Source organism: Anaerosalibacter massiliensis (assembly GCF_024623155.1).
Classification (GTDB): domain Bacteria; phylum Bacillota; class Clostridia; order Tissierellales; family Sporanaerobacteraceae; genus Anaerosalibacter; species Anaerosalibacter massiliensis.
This window is the reverse complement of record NZ_JANJZL010000009.1, coordinates 1-22,151: the sequence shown is the minus strand read 5'-3', so window position 1 is coordinate 22,151 and position 22,151 is coordinate 1. Positions and strand designations below refer to the sequence as shown.

General features: G+C 28.2%; 17 protein-coding genes, 1 rRNA gene and 1 CRISPR repeat array. Of the genes, 4 read left to right on the top strand and 14 right to left on the bottom strand.

The features are described 5' to 3' along the window. Positions 1-29: 29 nt before the first annotated feature. The 7 genes from surE to NSA23_RS11940 form a co-directional block, all read right to left on the bottom strand. On the bottom strand, positions 30-785 hold the full coding sequence (gene surE, locus NSA23_RS11970; protein ID WP_042678923.1) for a 5'/3'-nucleotidase SurE: 756 nt from the start codon (positions 783-785) through the stop codon (positions 30-32). 44 nt (positions 786-829) lie between these two features. Further along, positions 830-1,972 (bottom strand): RtcB family protein, encoded by a 1,143-nt coding sequence (locus NSA23_RS11965; protein ID WP_042678924.1) that lies wholly within the window; start codon positions 1,970-1,972, stop codon positions 830-832. A 21-nt stretch (positions 1,973-1,993) separates the two neighbouring features. Continuing rightward, positions 1,994-2,161, bottom strand: coding sequence for a CxxH/CxxC protein (locus tag NSA23_RS11960; protein WP_075052096.1), 168 nt, complete (start codon positions 2,159-2,161; stop codon positions 1,994-1,996). Positions 2,162-2,256: 95 nt separating this feature from the next. Further along, a complete protein-coding gene (gene htrA / locus NSA23_RS11955; RefSeq protein ID WP_081915149.1) occupies positions 2,257-3,438 on the bottom strand; it encodes a serine protease HtrA in 1,182 nt (393 codons plus the stop codon). A 17-nt stretch (positions 3,439-3,455) separates the two neighbouring features. After that, complete coding sequence (locus NSA23_RS11950; RefSeq protein WP_042678925.1) at positions 3,456-4,250, bottom strand: MBL fold metallo-hydrolase; 795 nt, start codon at positions 4,248-4,250, stop codon at positions 3,456-3,458. A 17-nt stretch (positions 4,251-4,267) separates the two neighbouring features. Further along, positions 4,268-5,518, bottom strand: coding sequence for a UDP-N-acetylglucosamine 1-carboxyvinyltransferase (locus NSA23_RS11945; protein WP_257490576.1), 1,251 nt, complete (start codon positions 5,516-5,518; stop codon positions 4,268-4,270). Positions 5,519-5,672: 154 nt separating this feature from the next. Beyond that, the gene (locus NSA23_RS11940; protein ID WP_042678928.1) at positions 5,673-6,470 is read right to left on the bottom strand and encodes a peptidase MA family metallohydrolase; all 798 of its coding nucleotides are present in this window, start codon (positions 6,468-6,470) and stop codon (positions 5,673-5,675) included. A 333-nt stretch (positions 6,471-6,803) separates the two neighbouring features. Here NSA23_RS11940 and NSA23_RS11935 point away from each other — a divergent pair, with 333 nt between their 5' ends. From NSA23_RS11935 to NSA23_RS11925, 3 genes are all read left to right on the top strand, one after another. Beyond that, positions 6,804-9,503, top strand: coding sequence for a calcium-transporting P-type ATPase, PMR1-type (locus NSA23_RS11935; protein ID WP_257490575.1), 2,700 nt, complete (start codon positions 6,804-6,806; stop codon positions 9,501-9,503). Positions 9,504-9,668: 165 nt separating this feature from the next. Further along, the gene (gene tnpA, locus NSA23_RS11930) at positions 9,669-9,869 is read left to right on the top strand and encodes an IS66 family insertion sequence element accessory protein TnpA (RefSeq protein WP_042678930.1); all 201 of its coding nucleotides are present in this window, start codon (positions 9,669-9,671) and stop codon (positions 9,867-9,869) included. Continuing rightward, the gene (locus NSA23_RS11925; protein WP_075052097.1) at positions 9,866-10,297 is read left to right on the top strand and encodes an IS66 family transposase; all 432 of its coding nucleotides are present in this window, start codon (positions 9,866-9,868) and stop codon (positions 10,295-10,297) included. The genes tnpA and NSA23_RS11925 overlap by 4 nt, the downstream gene beginning before the upstream one ends. Positions 10,298-10,517: 220 nt before the next feature. Continuing rightward, positions 10,518-11,412: a CRISPR direct-repeat array (repeat unit 30 nt; unit sequence GTTTTATTCTCACCTTAGTGAGTATAGTCC). A 191-nt stretch (positions 11,413-11,603) separates the two neighbouring features. On the opposite strand, the gene cas13c is transcribed toward NSA23_RS11925, so the two are convergent. The 5 genes from cas13c to NSA23_RS11900 all read right to left on the bottom strand — a co-directional run bounded on the left by cas13c (position 11,604) and on the right by NSA23_RS11900 (position 18,917). Further along, on the bottom strand, positions 11,604-14,939 hold the full coding sequence (cas13c, locus tag NSA23_RS11920; protein ID WP_042678931.1) for a type VI-C CRISPR-associated RNA-guided ribonuclease Cas13c: 3,336 nt from the start codon (positions 14,937-14,939) through the stop codon (positions 11,604-11,606). A 682-nt stretch (positions 14,940-15,621) separates the two neighbouring features. Next, positions 15,622-16,095 carry a replication initiator protein A gene (locus NSA23_RS11915; RefSeq protein WP_050069697.1) on the bottom strand — a complete coding sequence of 158 codons (474 nt, stop codon included), beginning with the start codon at positions 16,093-16,095 and terminating at the stop codon, positions 15,622-15,624. 100 nt (positions 16,096-16,195) lie between these two features. Beyond that, positions 16,196-16,885: a Fic family protein gene (locus NSA23_RS11910; protein WP_042678932.1), complete on the bottom strand. Its 690-nt coding sequence runs from the start codon at positions 16,883-16,885 to the stop codon at positions 16,196-16,198. A 221-nt stretch (positions 16,886-17,106) separates the two neighbouring features. Further along, entirely contained in the window at positions 17,107-17,955 is an 849-nt protein-coding gene (locus tag NSA23_RS11905) for a hypothetical protein (RefSeq protein ID WP_246119160.1), read from the bottom strand. Positions 17,956-18,104: 149 nt separating this feature from the next. Further along, a complete protein-coding gene (locus tag NSA23_RS11900; RefSeq protein ID WP_042678933.1) occupies positions 18,105-18,917 on the bottom strand; it encodes a hypothetical protein in 813 nt (270 codons plus the stop codon). 274 nt (positions 18,918-19,191) lie between these two features. Here NSA23_RS11900 and NSA23_RS11895 point away from each other — a divergent pair, with 274 nt between their 5' ends. After that, a complete protein-coding gene (locus NSA23_RS11895; protein ID WP_042678934.1) occupies positions 19,192-20,478 on the top strand; it encodes a S8 family peptidase in 1,287 nt (428 codons plus the stop codon). A 42-nt stretch (positions 20,479-20,520) separates the two neighbouring features. Here the strand turns inward: NSA23_RS11895 and NSA23_RS11890 are convergent, their stop codons facing one another. After that, entirely contained in the window at positions 20,521-21,807 is a 1,287-nt protein-coding gene (locus NSA23_RS11890; RefSeq protein WP_050069698.1) for a M23 family metallopeptidase, read from the bottom strand. Between the two features lie 185 nt (positions 21,808-21,992). Continuing rightward, positions 21,993-22,109 (bottom strand): 5S ribosomal RNA (gene rrf, locus NSA23_RS11885). Between the last annotated feature and the right edge of the window lie 42 nt (positions 22,110-22,151).

The following is a 22,151-nucleotide window of genomic DNA, read 5'->3' as shown; positions in this document are numbered from 1 at the left end:
TGGAGTTTAAATCTCCACTTTATCTTTCTTTAAAGCCAATCCTCAACTTCCTCTATTAACTTGAAATTAGTTAAATCATATTGAAGAGGTGTAATTGTTATATAGCCTTGACTTAAATAGTATCTGTCTGTACCTTTTGCAAGTTCTTTTTTTCTTCTACCACTTATAACTAGTGATATTTCTTCTTTTTCACTATTTTCCTCGGCATAATAATAATCGTAAATAACTCCTCCAATTCTACAAACCTTTATCCCCTTGATATCATTGTCATCATCAACACAAGGAGTATTTATATTTAATACAGTATTACTCTCCATAAACCTATGATTTACTTTATCTAATATTTTCATTGTATATTTAGCTGCTAATTCATAACATCCTTCCCCATCTTTCATTTCTGCTGAAACTGCAATTGAAGGTTTATTATATATATTAGCTTCAATTGCTGCTGAAACAGTACCTGAGTAAAGAATATCTGTTCCTAAATTTCCTCCCATATTTGTTCCTGATATTACTAAATCAATAGGTTCATCTAATAATCTATCAAAAGCAACTCTTACACAATCTGCTGGAGAACCAGAAATACTATATGAATTAGCTTTAATTCCCTTAAGGTTAACCCTTTTAACTACTATAGGTTTTGTAATAGTTATTGAATGACTTTTAGCACTTTGTTGTTCCTCTGGGGCTACTATTATGACATCATGCTCTTTTTCAAGTTCTCTAGCTAAAACTTGAATACCTTCTGCATTTATTCCATCATCATTAACTAAAAGTATTTTCATTTTTTTCCTCCTTAAAATAAACACTTTCATATAATTATATCATATTATCCTTTAACTACTCCTAATGGACTTAGTTTAACTATAGGTTTTACTAGATCTTCTTGATTTTTTATTACCTCTTCAATATCTTTGTATGCCATAGGAGCTTCTGAATAATCTTTTTTTGGATTTTTAAATACTATACCTTCCATAGATCTATTGACCATTTCCTCTGTAAATATTTTATTTGCTTGTCTCCTTGAAAGAACCCTTCCTGCACCATGAGAACAAGATTTAAAACTTTCTTCATTCCCTAGTCCTTCTACTATATATGAAGGTGTTCCCATTGAACCTGGTATTATACCCAATTCTCCACTTTCTGCTTTTATAGCACCTTTTCTATGAACTACTACTTCTTTTCCAAAATGTTCTTCAATACTTGCATAATTATGATGAACATTTATTTTTTCCATTATTTCTCTTGAACCTGTTTCTTCAGCAAATATTCTATAAAACTGTCTAAACAATTCTTCCCTATTAGCCTTTGCATACTCTAAAGAATATTTCATAGAATTAAAATATTCTTCCCCTTCCACTGAATCTATAAAAAGACCATATAAATCAGTTTTTTCAGGAACTAATTTATTTTCTTTGTTTAATTCTTTAGCTATTTTATTATAATAATTTGCAACTTTATAGCCAAAATTTCGGCTACCAGAATGAACCATCAACCAGATATGACCATCACTTCCTTTTTCTATACTCATGAAATGATTTCCTCCACCTAATGTTCCTATCTGATATCTAGATGAATCTAATTCACTTTGAATTACTTCATATTTTGGTGCTTTTTTAAATCCTTCCCAACTTTTTGGATTTTTGTGTGACTCAAACCCAAGTGGAATTTTTTTATGAGACTTATCCACAATATTTTTTATTTCTTCTTTAGATATGTGGATAACATCAGTTTTTGCTCCTATTATTCCACAACCTATATCTACACCCACTGCATTTGGAATTATTATACCTTCTGATGCCAGTACTCCTCCTATTGGCATTCCAAATCCTGAATGAACATCTGCCATTAGTGCAATATGTTTATAAGCAAAATCAAGATTTGAAAGATTTACAGCTTGTTTAAGTGCTGCTTCATCTATTTCATATGCCCAACTTTTGATAAGAATCTTCCCTAAATTTAAAACCTTCACAAAATATCCCCCTTTTAATTTTTAAACTACTAAAAATCTAGGTACTCTATCACAATAATGACATATTTGTGGACTTGTCCAGTCTGTGAAACTTACCTTATCTAACTCATATATATCTGGTGGTTGCTCATAAATCTCAACAAATTCTTCTATAGCAATTTCCAAATGTACATTACACACTACATACATTTTAATCATCTCCAATATTATTCTATACTTATATTATGCTCAAAAAAAGTATTTTTAAAGGCTTGACAAATCTGTCAAGCCTTTTTTATTATTTTTTATTTTTTCATCTCATCAAGGACTATTTCCACTATTTTCTCTTTACCATCTCTTATAATAGTTAATTTGGCTTTTTCACCTTTTTTATACTTATATAATACTTTTTTCATTTGATTCATATTTTTAATTTTATGATTATCTATCTCAACTATAATATCTCCACTTTTTAATCCTGATTTCTCTGCTGGTGATTTAGGCACTATTTCTAATATTATAACCCCTTCATCTACATTTAAATCTACTCCTAGTGCATTTTCATATCTTTCTATTTCTACACCTTGTATTCCTACCATTACAGTATTGAAACTTCCTTCTTTTATTACTTGTTCTAATATAGGTTTTACTGAATTAATAGGTATAGCAAATCCAAGCCCTTCTCCAGTTTGAATTTTTGCAGTATTTATACCTATTACCTCGCCCATCTGATTTAGTAAAGGTCCACCACTATTACCTGGATTTATAGATGCATCTGTTTGAATTAAATCCTCTATTATATTAGATGAATCTACTTTTATGGTCCTATTGAGTCCACTAATAACTCCAGAAGTAACTGTTCTTTGAAAATCTAATCCTAATGGATTTCCTATAGCTACAGCAAGTTGACCTACCTGTAGTTTATCAGAGTCGCCCAATTCTGCTGCTGGTAATCCTTCTCCATCTACTTTAACTACTGCTAAGTCTAATGTAGGATCTGCCCAAAGAACTTTCCCTGTTTTTTTGTCTCCATTTTCAAATAACACTGTGATCTTTCTAGCTTGACCATCTCCTACCACATGAGAGTTAGTAAGTATATATCCATTACTATCTACAATAACTCCTGAGCCTACACCTTCTACTTCTCTTTCCCAGAAAAAATCTCTAACCACTTCTACAGTAGTTATACCTACTACTGAACTAACAGATTTTTTAGCTACAGCAGAAACTGCAGTTATATCTTCTTTAGGACTAATATTAATATTTTGTCCGGCATTTTTACCTCCAGTATTATATACCTCTGGTATAGGAAGTAATTTTCCATATAAATAAGTTGGTGCAATATAAGAAGTTATAATACCTCCTATTATTGCTGCAATTAAAGCTACCAAGAAATAAGAAAAGAATCCTCCCTTTTTCCTTGTAGGCTTTCCATTTCCTGTTGGTCTGTCTACATAATAAGATGTAGTAAATTTTTTATCATCCATTTTCAACACTCCAAACTTTAAAAATTATATACTTTAGTTACTTTTTCCCTATGTGTAAGTTCCAAAGTAATATCCTTATGTACATTCACCCCAATGCCTTCTATAATATTTTTTACCGTTTCGTATGCTAAAAGCGGAAAATTGTTCTCTTGACTCAAATGTCCTAAAAGTACTACTTCCCCATTACCTGATATAATGTCTGAAAGTACTTTTCCTGATTGTTCATTTGAAAGATGTCCTTGGCTACTCATTATCCTCTTTTTCAAATTCCATGGATATCTTCCGACTTTAAGCATCTCAACATCATGATTAGATTCTATTAAGTATAATGAAGAATCTTTTATTTTACTTTTTATATCATTATTCACTATACCTGTATCTGTTATAATACTTATTTTAGTATTATTGTTATATAAACAAAAACCTACTGGCTCTATAGCATCATGGAATATTTGAAAGGGATATATATTTAAATCTTTGAGCTGAAAATTTTTTTCTGTGTTAAATATCTTAATATTCTTCTCTTTTAACTCTCCTACTAGTCCTTCCATACTAGTCCATGTTTTTTCATTAGCCCATATAGGAATATCATACCGTCTTGATAATATTCCTGCCCCTTTTATATGGTCTCTATGCTCATGGGTGATTAAAATGTAATCAATAGTTTCAGCATCTACTCCTATATCTAATAATAAATTCTCTATTTTCTTTCCACTCAATCCTGCATCTACTAAAACTCTTATATTGTCTGTCTCAATATATTGGCAATTTCCACTACTGCCACTAGAAAGAGAACAAAATTTAAATGCCATTTTAGTTCCTCCAATACTTATCCTTCTTTTATTTTAGCACCTAGATTTAATAATTTGGATATAAAATTTTCATATCCTCTTTCTATATGATAAGCTTCTTCTATTTCTGTCACTCCATCAGCTATCAAACCTGCTATAATAAGTGCAGCTCCTCCTCTTAAATCTGTAGCCTTAACTTTAGTTCCCATAAGCTTTTCTACGCCTTCAACAATAGCTATCCTTCCATCCAAATCTATATCTACTCCCATTCTTTTTAATTCATCTACATATTTATACCTTCCCTCAAAAACTGTTTCTGTAACTATGCTAGTACCTTTTACATTGCTTAGTAAAGCAGTCATAGGTTGTTGCAAGTCTGTTGGAAAGCCAGGATAGGGTAATGTTTTAACATTTACACTTTTTAAATTGAAATTTCCATTAACTCTTATTGAATCTCCATATTCCACAACTTCTGCTCCCATTTCTCTAAGTTTGGCAGATATAGGTTCTAAATGTATGGGAATAACATTATTTATTATTACATCACCTTTTGTAGCTACTGCTCCAATCATATAAGTACCTGCCTCTATTTGGTCTGGAATCACAGAATAGTTGCAACCATGTAGTTTATCTACGCCATTAATTTTTATAATATCCGTTCCTGCTCCTCTTACATCTCCCCCCATAGCATTTATAAAATTTGCTACATCCACTATATGAGGTTCTTTAGCAGCATTTTCAATAATAGTAGTCCCTTCTGCCTTTGTAGCAGCCATCATTATATTTATAGTAGCTCCAACACTTACTACATCTAAATAAATTTTACTACCTATGAGTTTATCAGCTTTACATCTTATAACTCCATGTTCTACTTCCACATTAGCTCCCAAAGCTTCAAAACCCTTTATATGCTGATCAATAGGTCTTACTCCTATATTACAACCTCCTGGATACAATACTTCTACTTTACCAAAACGTCCAAGACCAGCCCCTAAAAGATAATATGAAGCTCTCATTTTTGTTGTAATTTCATCTATAAATACACAGTTACTAATTGTACTAGTATCAATATCCATATATCCACTTTCATTTAAAGAAACTTTAGCTCCTAGTAAATCCATTATCTTAACTAGATTATAAACATCTCCAATCATTGGAAGATTTTTTATTTTACATTTATCATTAGATAAAATTGTTCCTACAATAATAGGCAGTGCAGCATTTTTAAATCCACTTATATCAACTTTCCCTCTAAGACTATTTCCACCTTCAATTATAACTTTATTCATCATTGTCCCTTCTTTCTATGAGAGGAATATTTTCACTATATATTAATATTATATTAATTATATAATACTTTTCCATTACATGCTAGTTTGAATCTATTTCTATATAGTAACTATATTTATATAAGATATAGTTTGTCCAAAATAATTACTTAGATTAATTAATATCTTTAAAATTCACTTTCAATGCTTTTTTAACTGAAGTATTTATATTATTTCCTTTTCCTAAATCATCTAATAGTAAATTAATTTTATCTAAGCCATATTTATCTATTAAACTATCTACAGTTTCTAAAGATTTTCTATAGGATATATCTACCTCAATTTTATCAAAATCATTATTTAGTTCTTCAATACCTATGGACTTACTCTTTTCTTTTCCTAATTCCCAATCTATTCCTAATATTTCTCTTTCCATATAAAGAGCCATTCCTTCCGTAAGCCACATAGGATAGTTTCCATTAGTTTTCTCATCAACTATAAAATGAATAAACTCATGAATATGTGGTCCTGTTTCTTCATAAACTTTTTCTATATCATACTTATCTTCTACCCAATTATAAGGAGATAAAATATTTATTGTTCCACTATAATATACTCCCAAAGGTAAAGAGTTTGTTTTTAATCTAATAGTTTTTAAAAACTCTTCCCCATTATTATAAATTATAACAGGAATTTTTTCTTTGGGGAAATAATCTAATTTATTACATATTTCTTCATAGTGTCTTTCTAATTTATTTAATGTAATAAAAGCTATATTTTTATCTGCCTCTTTATATCTTATTGAAAAATGTGTTCCATTCAATGTATAATATTTATTAGTCCTTTGCAAAACCCTTCCTTTTTCTATTCTTTTGTAGCTTGGATAAGTTGAAACTATAAAAAAACTTTTAAATGTAATAATTAAAAGTAAAATAATAAATACGATAGATGTAATAGCTATTAATTTCTTCAATTTTCTTCCCCCCTTCAATATATGTATATATTGAATTTTAAAATATGCTATTGCAATAAATACTTATTTTCTATATAATGATTTATAATAAAGGGGAGTAGCTAAAATAATTAATCGTCAATACGGAGAAATCCCGGTTAATTATTCCTAGTTTTGGGAAGCAAGACCTTTGTTTAAACATTAATGTTTAAACAAGGGTCTTTTTATTTTTACTCTATTCAATAGTATCAATTTTGAATTAATTATTCAATAGTTGTCAAAAGTTAACATTACAGATTAAAACCATTTATTTAGTGGTATACTAAAAAATAGTATGAGAAAGGGGTTGAGTTTATGGAATGGTATAGAGAAAGTATTGAAAATGTAATAAAAAAGCTCTCTTCTAATAAAGATACTGGCCTCTCCAATGATGAGGCAAATAAAAGACTTAAAGAATATGGACTAAATGAACTAGAAGAAAAGGGAAAAAGTAGTATTTGGACAAAGATTATTGCCCAGTTTAAGGATTTTTTAGTACTAATACTTATAGGTGCCAGCATTATTTCAATAGCTGTTGGTGAAGTAACAGATTCTATTGTTATAATTGCTATTGTAATCATAAACGCTGCCTTAGGAATTATTCAAGAAGGAAAAGCTGAAAAATCTCTAGAGGCTTTAAGAAAAATGGCTTCTCCTAATGCAAAAGTTATAAGGGATGGAGATAAAAATATAGTTCCAGCAAATACATTAGTACCTGGAGATATAGTATTATTGGAGGCGGGAGATATTATTCCTGCTGATTTAAGACTATTAGAAAGTTCCAACCTAAAAGTAGAAGAAGCTTCTTTAACTGGTGAGTCTGTTCCAGTAGAAAAAAATGCAGAAACTATTTTAGATAATGAGGTTTCTTTAGGAGATAGAGAAAATACAGCCTATATGAACACTATTGTTACATATGGTCGTGGAAAAGGAATAGTAGTAGGAACTAGTGAAAATACTGAAATGGGTAAAGTAGCAAAAATGCTTAAAACTTTTGAAGACGACACTACCCCTCTCCAAAAGAAACTGGACCAATTAGGCAAATATTTAGGTTTAGGATGTCTTGTAATATGCGGATTAGTATTTTTAATTGGTATCTTTCAAGGTAGAAATCTTTTGGATATGTTCATGATTGCTATAAGTTTAGCTGTAGCTGCAATTCCTGAAGGACTGCCAGCTATAGTAACTATAGTTTTAGCATTGGGAATGAATAAAATGGTTAAAAAGCATGCCATAGTTAAAAAACTTTCTGCTGTTGAAACTTTAGGAAGTACTACAGTTATATGTTCTGATAAAACTGGCACTCTCACACAAAATGAGATGACAGTAGTTAAAGTTTATGCAGGAAATAATTTTATAGATGTAACTGGCAAAGGCTATGAACCTAATGGAGAATTTCTTATAAATAATGAAAATATAGCTCTAGAAGAAAATAATGAATTAAATACAATTCTTTCAATATCTAGCCTTTGTAATGATGCTACATTGAACTATTCTGAGGAAGAAAAAACATATAAAATAATAGGAGATCCTACAGAAGGATCATTAGTCACATTAGCTGAAAAAGGTGGACTAAAAAAGGATGTTTTAAATAAAAAATATCCTAGGTTAAATGAAATTCCTTTTGATTCTGATAGAAAAATGATGACTACTTTCCATGAAAATTTTATAAATGGAAAAATTGTATCCTTTACAAAAGGTGCACCCGATATAGTCTTAGATAGATGTAATAAAATATATTTAAACGGCATAGAAAAACCCTTAACAAATGATATCAGAAAAAGTATATTAGATGCTAATAGCAGTTTTTCAAAAGAAGCTTTAAGGGTATTAGCTTTTAGTTTTAAAACATATGATTCTATACCTAAGGACATTAGTTCAGAAACAATAGAAAAAGATATGATTTTTGTAGGATTAGTAGGTATGATTGATCCACCAAGAACTGAAGCTATAGAATCTATAAAAACTTGTAAAAATGCTGGAATTAAAACTGTAATGATTACAGGAGATTATAAGGAAACAGCTTTTGCTATTGCAAAGGATTTGGGAATAGCCGAAAATATAGATGAACTTATGGTTGGAGGAGATTTAAATAATATCTCTGATGATGAATTAAAGGAGAAAGTAAAAAATATAAAGGTATATGCAAGAGTATCTCCTCAACATAAAGTAAGAATAGTAGAAGCTTTAAAAGCTAATGGAGAAATAGCTGCTATGACAGGAGACGGAGTAAATGATGCACCAGCATTAAAGAAATCTGATATCGGAGTTTCCATGGGAATTACAGGAACAGATGTAGCTAAAAGTACAGCAGAGGTTATTTTAACAGATGATAATTTTGCAAGTATTGTATCTGCTGTAGAACAGGGAAGAATAATATATAGCAATATTAGAAAATTTGTTTTCTTCCTTCTTTCATGCAATATAGGGGAAATTTTAATAGTATTTTTGAGCATTTTATTTCATTTGCCTATTCCTCTATTGCCTATACAACTATTGTGGCTTAACCTAATAACTGATAGCTTTCCGGCTTTAGCTTTAGGATTAGAAAAGGGAGAATCTGATATAATGAAAATCTCACCCAGAGATCCTAATGAACCAATACTTGATAAAACCATGATTACAGGTATTCTGGTTCAAAGTATAGCTATTACACTAGCTACTATATTAGCATATTTGTGGGGATTGAAAAATTATGGCATAGAAAATATTATAATTTCTAGAACTATAGCTTTTACAACTCTTATTACAGCAGAGCTTATTAGAGCTTTTTCTAGTAGATCAGAAAAACATACTTTATTTGAAATAGGATTTTTCACAAACAAAACTTTAGTATATGCTGTATTAGTTTCTTCTTCTTTACTATTGATTGTTCTATATATACCAGTTTTTCAAACAATTTTTAGAACCTATCCTATTGATTTGAAAGCTTGGAGTATAGTTCTTAGATTTTGTTTAATACCTATTGTAGCTGGTGAGATAAATAAAATTATATTAAAGAAATTAAATGATTAAGTATCTTAAAAGGAGCTATTGGATATAATCCAATAGCTCCTTTTAAATTTCTTTAATTAATAAGCACTTTTCTATTTATACGTAAGCGTCAAAGTTAAGCCACATTTTCAATCTATGGTTTCTATGAGATAATACCTTTAAATAATAATAAGGAGGCTGTCTTAAATGAAACTTGAAGATAGAAAGCTTTGGATTGAACGGATACAAGATTACAGAAATAGCGGTTTAACGGCAATTAAATGGTCAGAAGAAAAAGGTATTTCTGTTCATAAGCTCAGATACTATATCAATAAATTCAGCAAAGAATCGAAAGAGATTTTAAAAAACAAAATCTATCACCTGAAGAACGATATAATGAACGATTGAGGAGAAGCAAACCAGTTCTTGAGGATTTTTTGTCATGGTTAAAAATAAAAGAAAAAGAAACTCTACCTAAAAGTAGTCTTGGAAAGGCTATCAAATATTGTTTAAATCAATGGAGAAAACTAGAAGTATTTATGCTAGATGGTAGACTAGAAATAAGTAACAATAAAACAGAACGGGCAATAAAACCATTTGTTATAGGACGAAAAAACTTTCTATTTTCAAAGTCCCCTAGAGGTGCTACAGCAAGTGCCATCACATACAGTATAATAGAAAGGTTGAAAGCCAATAATTTGAATCCATTTTACTATTTAGAATATTTATTTGAGAAACTACCTAATATAAATCCAGAAAACTTAGAAGAGCTAAATCAGCTATTACCTTGGTTAGGCTTAATTCCAGAGATTTGCAAAATTCCTAATAAAAAATAGTATAATATATATCCCTATCTTTTGAAGGTGGGGGATATTTTACGCTTACACTCTTTTTATTAAGAGGCGTCCTACCGTTTTTATCCTTAAACTTTCCCAAATCTATATCTCCATTTCCTTTTTTCAGTTTATTAGGTATCTGACGTTTTATAGCATTTATCTCAGCTCTATTCTTAAACCACCTAACAATTTAAACATGGTAATTTTATATAAATAGTTAGTTTTATTCTCACCTTAGTGAGTATAGTCCCAATTAGAAATAATGCAATGTAGAGACAATATAGCGGGTTTTATTCTCACCTTAGTGAGTATAGTCCCAGGAATACACTTTAATGAATCCGACATGGTAGCATTGTTTTATTCTCACCTTAGTGAGTATAGTCCTAAAGCAGGAGGCAGAAGAATGAGAGGAAATGCAAGGTTTTATTCTCACCTTAGTGAGTATAGTCCTATAACAGAAGAAAATAGAAAACTTAGACACGAAATTGTTTTATTCTCACCTTAGTGAGTATAGTCCTTAAGCTTTTAAGCGGAAGAAAAGAAACAGAAAGTCAGTTTTATTCTCACCTTAGTGAGTATAGTCCAGCTAGAAATATAAGCATGGCTCCTGAAATAGCAGAGTTTTATTCTCACCTTAGTGAGTATAGTCCATAGACGCTCTTACACAAATTACAGAGGAGTTAGGTGTTTTATTCTCACCTTAGTGAGTATAGTCCTAAAATGGTGGGGCGTTGATATGAACTATATAGAGGTGTTTTATTCTCACCTTAGTGAGTATAGTCCGCATACTGATGAAATATCAAAGAGAGTCACAATAGAGTTTTATTCTCACCTTAGTGAGTATAGTCCTTATGAAAGGTTCCCAATATTGGAGGAATTAGTATAGTTTTATTCTCACCTTAGTGAGTATAGTCCCAGAAGAAAAAGTTAGAGAAATGTTAGATTAAAATAAGTTTTATTCTCACCTTAGTGAGTATAGTCCCTTCATCGAATACCCAACTTTCAAATTGTTCTGCCTGGTTTTATTCTCACCTTAGTGAGTATAGTCCTCAGCAACGAAAGCAAATAAGTTTTGCTTAAATCAAGTTTTATTCTCACCTTAGTGAGTATAGTCCCCGTTAATTTATACAATAGATTCTTCAATCTATTTACCATAGCTTTTTGTCTATCGTCTTAAATTTAAATTTTTATATTCAAAACTATAACTTGATAATTTTATCTTATACTATTTATGTGTATTTTTCAATAGTCCTAAACTTCAATCGATATCCTAGCATTTTCACATTACTGAGTATCGACTGAAATCTTATGATACTATAAATTTAATATTTTGAATATAATTAGATTCCAAATTGACCTTTTGGTTATTTTTTTTTACATCTTTATTAAATTTAACAAATAGTGTTTTTCCATCAAATTCTAAGTTAATATTATATTTTTTATAATATATATCTATATATACGACTTTACAATTTTCAATATAGCGAATTTCAAGATCAATCTTCTTTTTTATATATATGTCTTCATAACAGCTTGGAACCAATAATTCATTTTTAACTTTTAAATCCATATATTTAATTTTAAAATTAATTCTTTCATCTGTACTTTCATTACTTTTATTTTCATAACAACTTATTTCAATATACTTATTATTAATTTTAAGATCTATATTGTGATCTTCTTTTCTTATTTTATCATATATATTTATATTTACATACCTATATTCGTTTTGTTGTATTATACCTAATATCATTTCTTTAATTTTAAAATTAATGTTTTTTCTAATAATTCCATTAAGTAACAATATATCTTTAGATAGAGCATTCTTATAATTTGATTCTCCCTCAGTTGTTTCTTTAAGAAGTTTTTGTTTATTATTTAAATCGTTCACCTTTAGTATTATCTCTTTTATATTTAAATTTTCATCTTTATAATTTAAGTCATATTTATTTAAAATAGACTTCTCTTTCATATTTTTTTGCTGTGCATCTATACTTACTAGATTATTTCTCTTTCTTAACTTTAGATTGAATACTAATTTTTCCTTCTTCATATAATAATCATTTATAATATTTTTATTTAATTCTTTGCCAGTTAAACCTTTAGTTATACAAATATCTATAATTTCTTCCATTTGTTCACTTATTGTTTTTTTATTTTGATTATTATTTATATAGATGTTTAATGGCTCTATATATAATTGTTTCATATTAATATGTGCTATACTATTTCTTATTTGACAATTAACTTTTTCGTTTAATGCCATTTTCATGACCTGTGAAAAATTAATATTTCCATTCATATCCTCTTTTCTAACCTTATCAATCACCTTTTTGAAAGTAATACTTCCTTCATTACCCTCTTTCTTAGCAATCAAAAATAACGCACTTATTTCAATATCATTTAAAAGCTTAAAAATTATTTGATAGTTTTTCATCATTGGTAATACTAAAGATTTATTAAATTCTTTTATATCTATATTTGTTGGCAATGCAATGCTTACATTCTTATATATGAATTTTTCCAATTCTTTTCCAAATTTTTCCCTGCTCTTTTTACCTAAAAATCCATCACTTAAACTATAACTTGTTACTTCAAGTCTTTTAACATTCTTTTCAAAGAGTCTTAAATCATGGAAAAATGTATCTTTATTATCATTATTTCTTTTATCTATAAAATCAACATGTTTTAAATCATAATAATTCTTTTTAACAAATCCTAAAAAATCACCTCTTATTTCAACTGGAAGTAATATATACATTAAAATATATAATTTAACTAAATTATTCTCTCTATCACTACAAAATATATCTTCTGTATCTCTGAATTTATAATCTTTTATGAGCTTTTTAAATCTATTATCTCTTCTATCTAATGATTTGCTAAGATAAGTCTCTCGTTTTTCCATAAATTTTGATATAGTTAAATTATTATCTTTATCAAAAGCACTTACAAATTTATCAATATCTAAATTAAATTCTTCTAGAATAAATCCAAAAGCTAACTGCAACTTATATTGCAATCTATATTTAGAATTTAGTTTTGTCATTTCTTTCATTTCAGTATTTAACTCACATAGTTTTACATTTATTTCATTAAGTTTTTTCTTATTATCATTATTTATTCCAGCCTCAATAAGTTTTGAATGTATATCTACATATTTTTTTCTCTCTACATATAGTTCTTTATATTTTTTTGAACTATGTATATCATAAACATAGGGTGCGTTAAACCATAGTCTTAGTTTTTTCTGTTCGTCCAACTCTTGTTTTAGTAAATTATAAGTCTCTTTCTTCTTATTATTTGTTTTAAAATCACTATGCTTTTTAAAGTTTTCCAAATAGATAGATAATTTGTTCATATTTTCATTAAAATGTTTAGTAACCATTTCTTTATATTCTTTATCTTCTTCTCCAGATATTGTCATCATATTATTTATAAAATTATTAAAGCCATTTTTTGTTTCACATATATCCCTATAGATATCAAGTAGTTTTATTGCATTAATATTTTTATTTAATACATGTATAGTTGTTTTTTTATCTAAATAATTAGATACAGCCCTATTTTTAACTAGTTTTATTTTACTTAATTCTTTAAAAATATTTAAATCTAATAATTCACTAAATCTTCTACTCTTTGATTTATCTTTATTGTAAATAATAAAATTTTTTCCTGAATAAAGATTTTCATAAAATTTATAATTATAGTGAACCATATAATGTCTTAATCTAGAAAACAATATAAATGTTTTCTTTAAATCTTCTTTTATTCTTTCTTCACTAATATCTATCTTTTTTTCTTTATCTCCACTCTCTACTTCTGTGTTATGATTTAAAATATACTGGTTTATACTTTTTTCAATACTCTTATAAGACCTTTCAATTATTTTTTCCTTCTCGTCATTCTTTTTATTTTCATATTTCCATATTTCATTTATTAAATTTATACTATCATTTCCACCTTTATCCTCTTCACCATCATAATGTAATAAAAAATTGTTAATCATTTGATAATAAATAATCATGTTTGATCTATAGCTTAAAAATCTATTAATCTTATATATTTCTTGAGAATCTATATTTATTGTTTCATCTACTTTTTCTGAGTCACTACAAACTATTTCCCTATAATTCTTCATCACATCAGCATCTAGCAAAATTCTATTAGTATATTGCGTTAGACTCCTAGATAACCTAATTTTATCACCTAAATCATTAGAATCAAAGTGATCTTTATTATCAGTTATTGATACTGTAACTTTAGTTCTATCTTGCTTTATAGGAGTGTATTTCCCCTGTATTGTATAGTCTTTTATGATTTCGCCAGTTGTTTTATGTCTTTTAGTTACATGTAATTCTGTTAAATCCTCATTTGTTGTTACAAAAAAACTTTGTTTACCCTTTCCTCCAAAAGAATTAAATTCTTCCTCTTCTAGTCTATTGTATGCACAGTCAAAATTAAATTTCATTCTGCCTTTCTCATCTTTTTCTGTACTTTTAAATTTTATAACATCTATTCCGCCTTGCTTAGTATATAAAACCTTAATTTCTTTAACCTGCTTATCATCAAAATTAGAAATTATAACTCTTACTATTGAACTTTTATTTGATTTTGCCTTCTCTCGTCTTCCACTTTTCATAAAATTCCCCTTTTTCTCTTATAGTATATTTTCTCTCATCTACATATTAGCTAATTTAAAGAGTAATATCAAGTAGACGCATACTTAGAATCATTCACTTATAAAGCAAATACAGAAAAAATTATATAAGTAAGTAGGTATAAATCAAAGTATAAAATAATTATATTGAAAATTAAAAGTATACAAAACATTATAATTAAGATTTGTCATATCAATCCCCTATATCTTAAATCACTATCTATATCTACATCAACCTCATAAATAGAATTATAAATACAAGTCTTTAAGTATCCTACTTTATTTTTAATTTCTTTTTCCCTACTTGCAGCTTTAAATTTATTAACTACATGTTCTAATATGAAAAAATCTAATTTCTCTAAGTCTTTTTCTAATAGCTTTATTGGAATAATATTCCCACCAATATCTACTCTCTTTTTGTTTTCAATATCTAAATATAAAAGTCTAATAGCTTGAGTAACTGCATTTTGATAATTTCTATCTATAGCCTGAATTTCACATTTTTTTATAGTCTTATTATAGTTTTCTTTTATCTGGTTTGATATGTCTATCTGTCTATCAATTTTATTTTTCTTATTTCCATTTATAGAAGACTGACTGATAGACTGATTATATATAACAATATCAGTATCACTATTATTAGTATCATTCGGTGAAAGATTTTTCAGTCCATTTTTTGCGGTGAAGGTTTTTGTTTTTCATCTTCAATATTTCCTTTGGTTTTTTCATCAATAGAACCATCCTTAGAACCTTTGTTTTCTCTTTTTTGCTTTTCTTTTGGTTCTTCTTTTTTTATATTTATTACTGTCAAATATATACGATTTGGTCTATTTGCTCCTTGCCTTTCTTCTTCCATTAAACCTGTACCTATGAGCTGTTTTATTGCTTTCCTTAAAGTAGGCTGACTGCAACCCAATAATTCCGCTATATCTTCTCTTGTAAAAATTAAATATACCTCCCCTTTTTCATTTATCCAATTATTAGACATGCTTAATTCATGTCTATCACGTAATAAAGAATATAAAATCCTTGCATCATTTGAAAGGTTTTTAAACTCTCCTTCAAATAAAAACTTTGGCATTTGATAGAATCTATTATTATTAACATCATTAATTGTATATCTAATTCTATTTTTCATTTTAAACCCTCCCTTTGCTATTTTTAGACATAAAAAAACACCCAATATTTATTGAGTGTTTTTTAATTAATATGAATTTATTAAAATCATATTATAACGTTTATATTTCAAATTCTTCTTCATTCTCTTTTATTTTTTCCTTTTGTAATACTAGACCATGTATACAATTATCATATATAAATTTATCAATCTTACTATAATCATTAGTATTATAAAATTCACTAAGCCTTACATTAAATTCTTTTATATGTTTTTCTGGAATACTTAGAATTCCCTTTCCTTCACTGATTAAAATCTTATTGGCACATAATGTAGATGTCCTTTTGTTTCCATCCCAAAATAGCTGACTTCTCATTCCCCATAGGAAGTATCTTATAGCTCTTTCAGTAACACTTTCTATGTTTAAAATCTTATCTATAACATTTTCTTTATTGGGAATAGTAGGAACATAATCTACTCCTGATATTGATACATTACCGTTTCTTAAAACTCCCCATTCTAGACTTTCGTTTCTTGAAACAAAATGATTTATTTTACATATAAAACCAAGATTAAAGGCTTTTTCTATATTATCAATTAAATATTTCCATGCATCCCTTAAATTTAATATTACTTCTATATCACTCATTTTTAAGTTTGCAACACTTATACCATCAAGAATTGTTTTAGTATCAGAAAAAGTTACATTACAACCTTCCAGTCTTGCACTATTATATATATTTTCAACAATTAATTTCTTAGCTAAGAAAATATTTTGTTCTAAGGTTAAGTTATATTTATCTTTAAACATTGAGATCACACCTTTTCAGCATTGTTTTATGCCTTATGTTTCTATATTTTATTTTATCATTAAATATTATTTCAACAAGAATAAATCGGAATATACAAATTTCAATCAGTGTATCACTAATTGTCTAATTATATGGGCTGTCGCCCGCTTATATTTTTAAAAGCTAAACTTCTGGTAAGATTATAAAAGTACGAAGTTATTTACAAACCTAAATTCCTCTTTTAAAAGAAGCTGAGTGTTATTAGAAAGGTTTCAATTAACAGCAAGGATATATACGACCGTTGGAACCGTATCCTGTATGTATAACCAATGACACAGTATATTAACCACATTCTTAGAATATTAATCGCTATGACTTCATCCTTTACATTTAACAAAAGCATAATGCTGATGCAAATACTTCCTAATAATATTCCAAATTTAAGTATATCACCAATGTGAAACAATATATCTTTGAATTTTGTACGACTAGAAAAATACATTTTTCCATCTATAGATATTCCCTTACCTGCAATAATATCGTGTATATCACCTATAAAATAAAAAAGAAAAGTAATAATTAAAGCCAAGTAAAGTCCTAAACTTAAAAGATTAAAATGTAAATTTCCGTCTTCTATCAATAATATTTTTAGAACCAAACTAATTACAGAGACCACAAATAACATGGAAACGAAAGCTATAGATTTTTTTATAGGAACACTAAGTAAAACATTTTGCTTTTTTTCTATTGTTTCTAATTTCATTTTACTAACTTCACTAGAAGTATTCTCAAATACAATATACAGATTATTTTGGGATATAATTTCATCATTGCGAGTTTTCATATTTTCAATCTTTTCATCTATCTCTTTGTCTAAATGCTTGTGAAAAATAGCGTATGACTTTGGCACTTTATCTTTTGTATAACAAAATTTTAGTATATTAAAAAATTTTCCCATTGTACCACAAAGACTATAGCCTTCTGTCGCCTGTTTTTTTATAAATCCAGTCAATGCAGCATTTTCATAAAACTGATAATTATTATATACTATTTTATTTTTATGATTCTTTTTTTTGATATTCATTTTCATCCAATTCTTCTCCTATTTTTTTAATAAAAAATAATAATGTTAAGTAATGTGCGCTGAAACTGTAAAAACTCAATTTGAGTCTATACAACTTCTTCTTGCTTACTTTTTTTTTGCTGTTTTTGTATATTTATTAAATACTATGAACATTTTTAATAAATTATAAAGTGTTCATAGCTGAGTTCTTGACGATACCTTCCTGTACATTGTCTATTCGCATAAAATTTATTAATATATTTATAATCATAGGCTCCAGCTGTATAAGTTGTATATTTACAACCTAAATACTCGGTTTTAGGATTTACTGCAACTAAAACATCATAAACTCCCTTAGCTACACCTGCCAACGATACTGTTATTCCTAAATAAGGGTGAAGTGAACCGATAATGGAAGATAGAGCAGTAATTGTAAGAGCGTTTAGAGCCTTTCCTAGGGCTATATTCTGTTTTCCTGAAGTCAAATAACGGTTATAATCAGAAGGCTTTAAATTACCATATGGAGTAAGAGACTTCTTACCTTTCCAAATTGTTTTGGCTATATTCATATCCGTCTCATTTACTTGAGATACTTGAACTTTATAACCGTCAAGTATAATACTGCCGTCCTTCGTAAAAGAAATTGTATTACTTTTTTTTCCATCACTAACAATAATGGTCACATTTTCATTATCATTGCTCTTTATAGTTACTTTTTCATCAATATTCTTATAATTTAAGATGTATTCATTACCTTTTTCTGTCACATTAACTTTTTTAATAATTGATGTATCTATATGACAATTATTTAATGTAGCAATTTCCGATTCGATTTGAGAAGTCTTTTCTCGTGTAACCGTCTTATTTGCCACAATAGAAGGTTCCATTGCATAAGATACCTGTGAGTTATAAGTAGTAGCTGCAAAAGATGGCATCATACTAACAAACAACAAAGTTAAAATTAAACATAAAGAAACAGCTTTTTTCATTTTTATCTCCTCCTAAAATTGAATGAATATAAAGTACTCTAAAGGTAAATAGGTTACCTTTTTTATATTTTAAATATATTGTAGCACACATATTTTGAAAATGTTGTCGAACATTATCTTAGTAGACAGATTTTAAAAATTCTTATATCTTTAGAGCCTGAGCCTAAAAGGAGCTATTGAATATATCCAATGGCTCCTTCTAAATTTCTTTAATTAATAAGCACTTTTCTATTTTATACAGCATAAAATAGAACAAGGATGGTGATGTATTCTTATGAGAAAAATAATAGATTCCAAAATTTGTCCAATTTTAAGTGCAAAACTTTCTTCTCAATCTAGAGAGGAACTACCAGTAATTGTCCAAAGCAAAGACCATTCAAATCTTAATAATTTAATATTTAATATGTCTGGAAGAGTAAAATCTAGCCTTCCACTTATTGGAGGAGTGGCATGTAATTTAAGTATAGAGTCTATTTATAGGCTAGCAGAAAATTTAGATATTGAATATATTAGTTTTGATTCAAAGGTTTTTGCACTCTTAGATATTGCTTCTGCTTCTGTTGAAGCTAATTTCCCACATGAAAGAGGTTATATGGGAGAAGGAGTAACTGTAGCTTTAGTAGATACAGGAACAAGTCCTCACAATGATTTAATAATGCCTAATGAAAGAATAATAGGCTTTAAAGATTTTGTAAACAATAGAGATTATCCATATGATGATCATGGCCATGGAACCCATATAGCAGGTATAATTGCAGGTAGTGGATATTCATCTAATGGAAAATATACTGGAATAGCTCCAAAATCAAATATTCTATCTATAAAAGCTTTAGATGAAAATGGTAGTGGAAATACTTCTGATATTATTAAAGCTCTTTCTTGGGCAATTGAAACTAAAGATAAATATAATACAAAAATAATAAATCTTTCTTTAGGAAGCCCTGTAAATAATCCTTGTTCAAAAGATCCATTATGTAGAATTACTAAAGAGGCTATAGACAATGGACTGATAGTTGTTGTAGCAGCTGGAAATAGTGGGCCTTCTAGCGAATCCATACTTTCACCTGGAATAAACCCAAATGTAATAACTGTTGGTGCCGTAGATGATAAAAGAACATCAGATACTAGAGATGATACTATTGCTTCCTTTTCTAGTAGAGGTCCTACTAAAGAAGGATTTATAAAACCTGATATTGTAGCTCCCGGTGTAAATATAATGTCTCTTTCTAACCATAAACAAAATGGTTATACATCATTAAGTGGTACATCTATGGCTACACCTGTTATATCAGGTAGCATAGCCTTACTTCTTGAAAAGGAAGGACCTTTATCTAATAAAGAAGTAAAAAGACGATTAACTGAATCTTGTATAGATTTAAAAGATAATAGGGAAAATCAAGGTGCTGGAATGATAGATTTAAATAAACTCTTTGAAATTTCTTCAGGAAATAAAAAGAATGAATCATTACCTAATAAGAAATTTTCCCCTTCAAATATAAATCACCATATAGAAAATTTCTTAATCTTATTCATAGTATTATTTTTGTTAAAACAAGATTAAAGAGGAAGTAAAATTACTTCCTCTTTTTTTAAATATTATATACTATTTATTTAGATAATCAGACGGATTCTGATGAACTCCATTTTTAATCACTTCAAAATGTAAATGGGGACCTGTAGTTCTTCCTGTATTTCCTACTAAAGCTATAGTTTGACCTTTAGAAACTTTATCTCCATTATTTACATTTAACTCACTACAATGGCCATACCTAGTTATATATCCATTTCCATGATCTATTTCTACTAACTTGCCATAGTTTCCTCTATAACCAGAGTATGTAATTGTTCCGCCATCAGCTGCTTTTATAGGAGTGCCTACATTTGCAGCAATATCTATACCTTTATGCATTCTTCCCCATCTCTGTCCATATCTAGATGAAATAGAGCCTCTTGTCGGTGTAGCAAAATTTCCACTAGCAACTGTTAAAGGCCTCTTTTTTGTGCCTTTTACTATTATCTCATCTACAGGTTTTGATATAATATCTTCTTTTATTATTTTTCTATCTACCTCTATACCATTATGCTTTACAACTCTTTCTACTATTTTACTTTTTCCATTAATGCCTTTTTCTTTAACCATTGTTTTATTTTTATACATATTTTTATCATATTCTATATCTAAATTATATTCAATTTCTTTTTCATAGATAATTTCCTCTATAGTTTCAAGAGTTAGTAAAGGTTTAGATATTTTTATATTGACTTCATCACCTGGGTGGATAATTTCAAAATCTTTCCTATCATTAGCTTTAATTAAATCATCTAATGATATATTGTATTTATTTGCTATGGTCCAATAGTTTTCTCCTGGCTCAACTACGTGAACTTTAACCTCTTCAATACCTTTTTCAATTAATGATAATATTTCTTCACTAGTTTTAATATCAAATAAAGGTATTATCTTTTTAACTATATTAATGTCTTCTAGAAAATTTACTTCTTTATAATCAGAACTATTTTCTTTTGAATGTAAAAAATGTTCTTTACATTTTGTCAATATATCTTCTGCTTCTTCTCTTCTTTCAACTACTCCTATTTCTTTTCCATCAATTAATATTACATATCCATTTGTAACAAAATTCATCTTAGATTTAATATTATTTTTTAGATATTTTTTTTGCGTTTTTTTGTTTTTATTAATAGGTTTTAAGCCACTTTCCCCTATTTCACAATCTACTTTAGAGGACCAAGCTTCTGCAACATTTACTTTAAACATTGTTACAATAGCTAATATTGAAGTTAGTAACATGGTAATCGTAAATTTAATCATAAAATCTGAAGACTTATATTGACTTAATTGTTGCCTTCTTTCATTACTTGGTTCTTCCATAAATAATCTCCTTCCCTATTAGGTTAAACCATAATAAGCGGACTATATATCTAACAAAAAAGTCCTCTCATTGTAGCTATTGTAAACAAAATATAAAAAAATATTCTTTTTAGAAGAATATTTTTTTATAAAAATAAAAAAACCCTACCTCGACCTACGAGATAGAGCTTCTATTCTATGTATAAATCTGGCAACTTCCTACTCTCCCAGAGTGTTACCACTCAAGTACCATCAGCGTTAGAAGGCTTAACTTCTGTGTTCGGTATGGGAACAGGTGTGACCCTTCTGCTATCGTCACCAGATAATGTATTAAATTGAAAATAAGATACACAGTAAGATATATT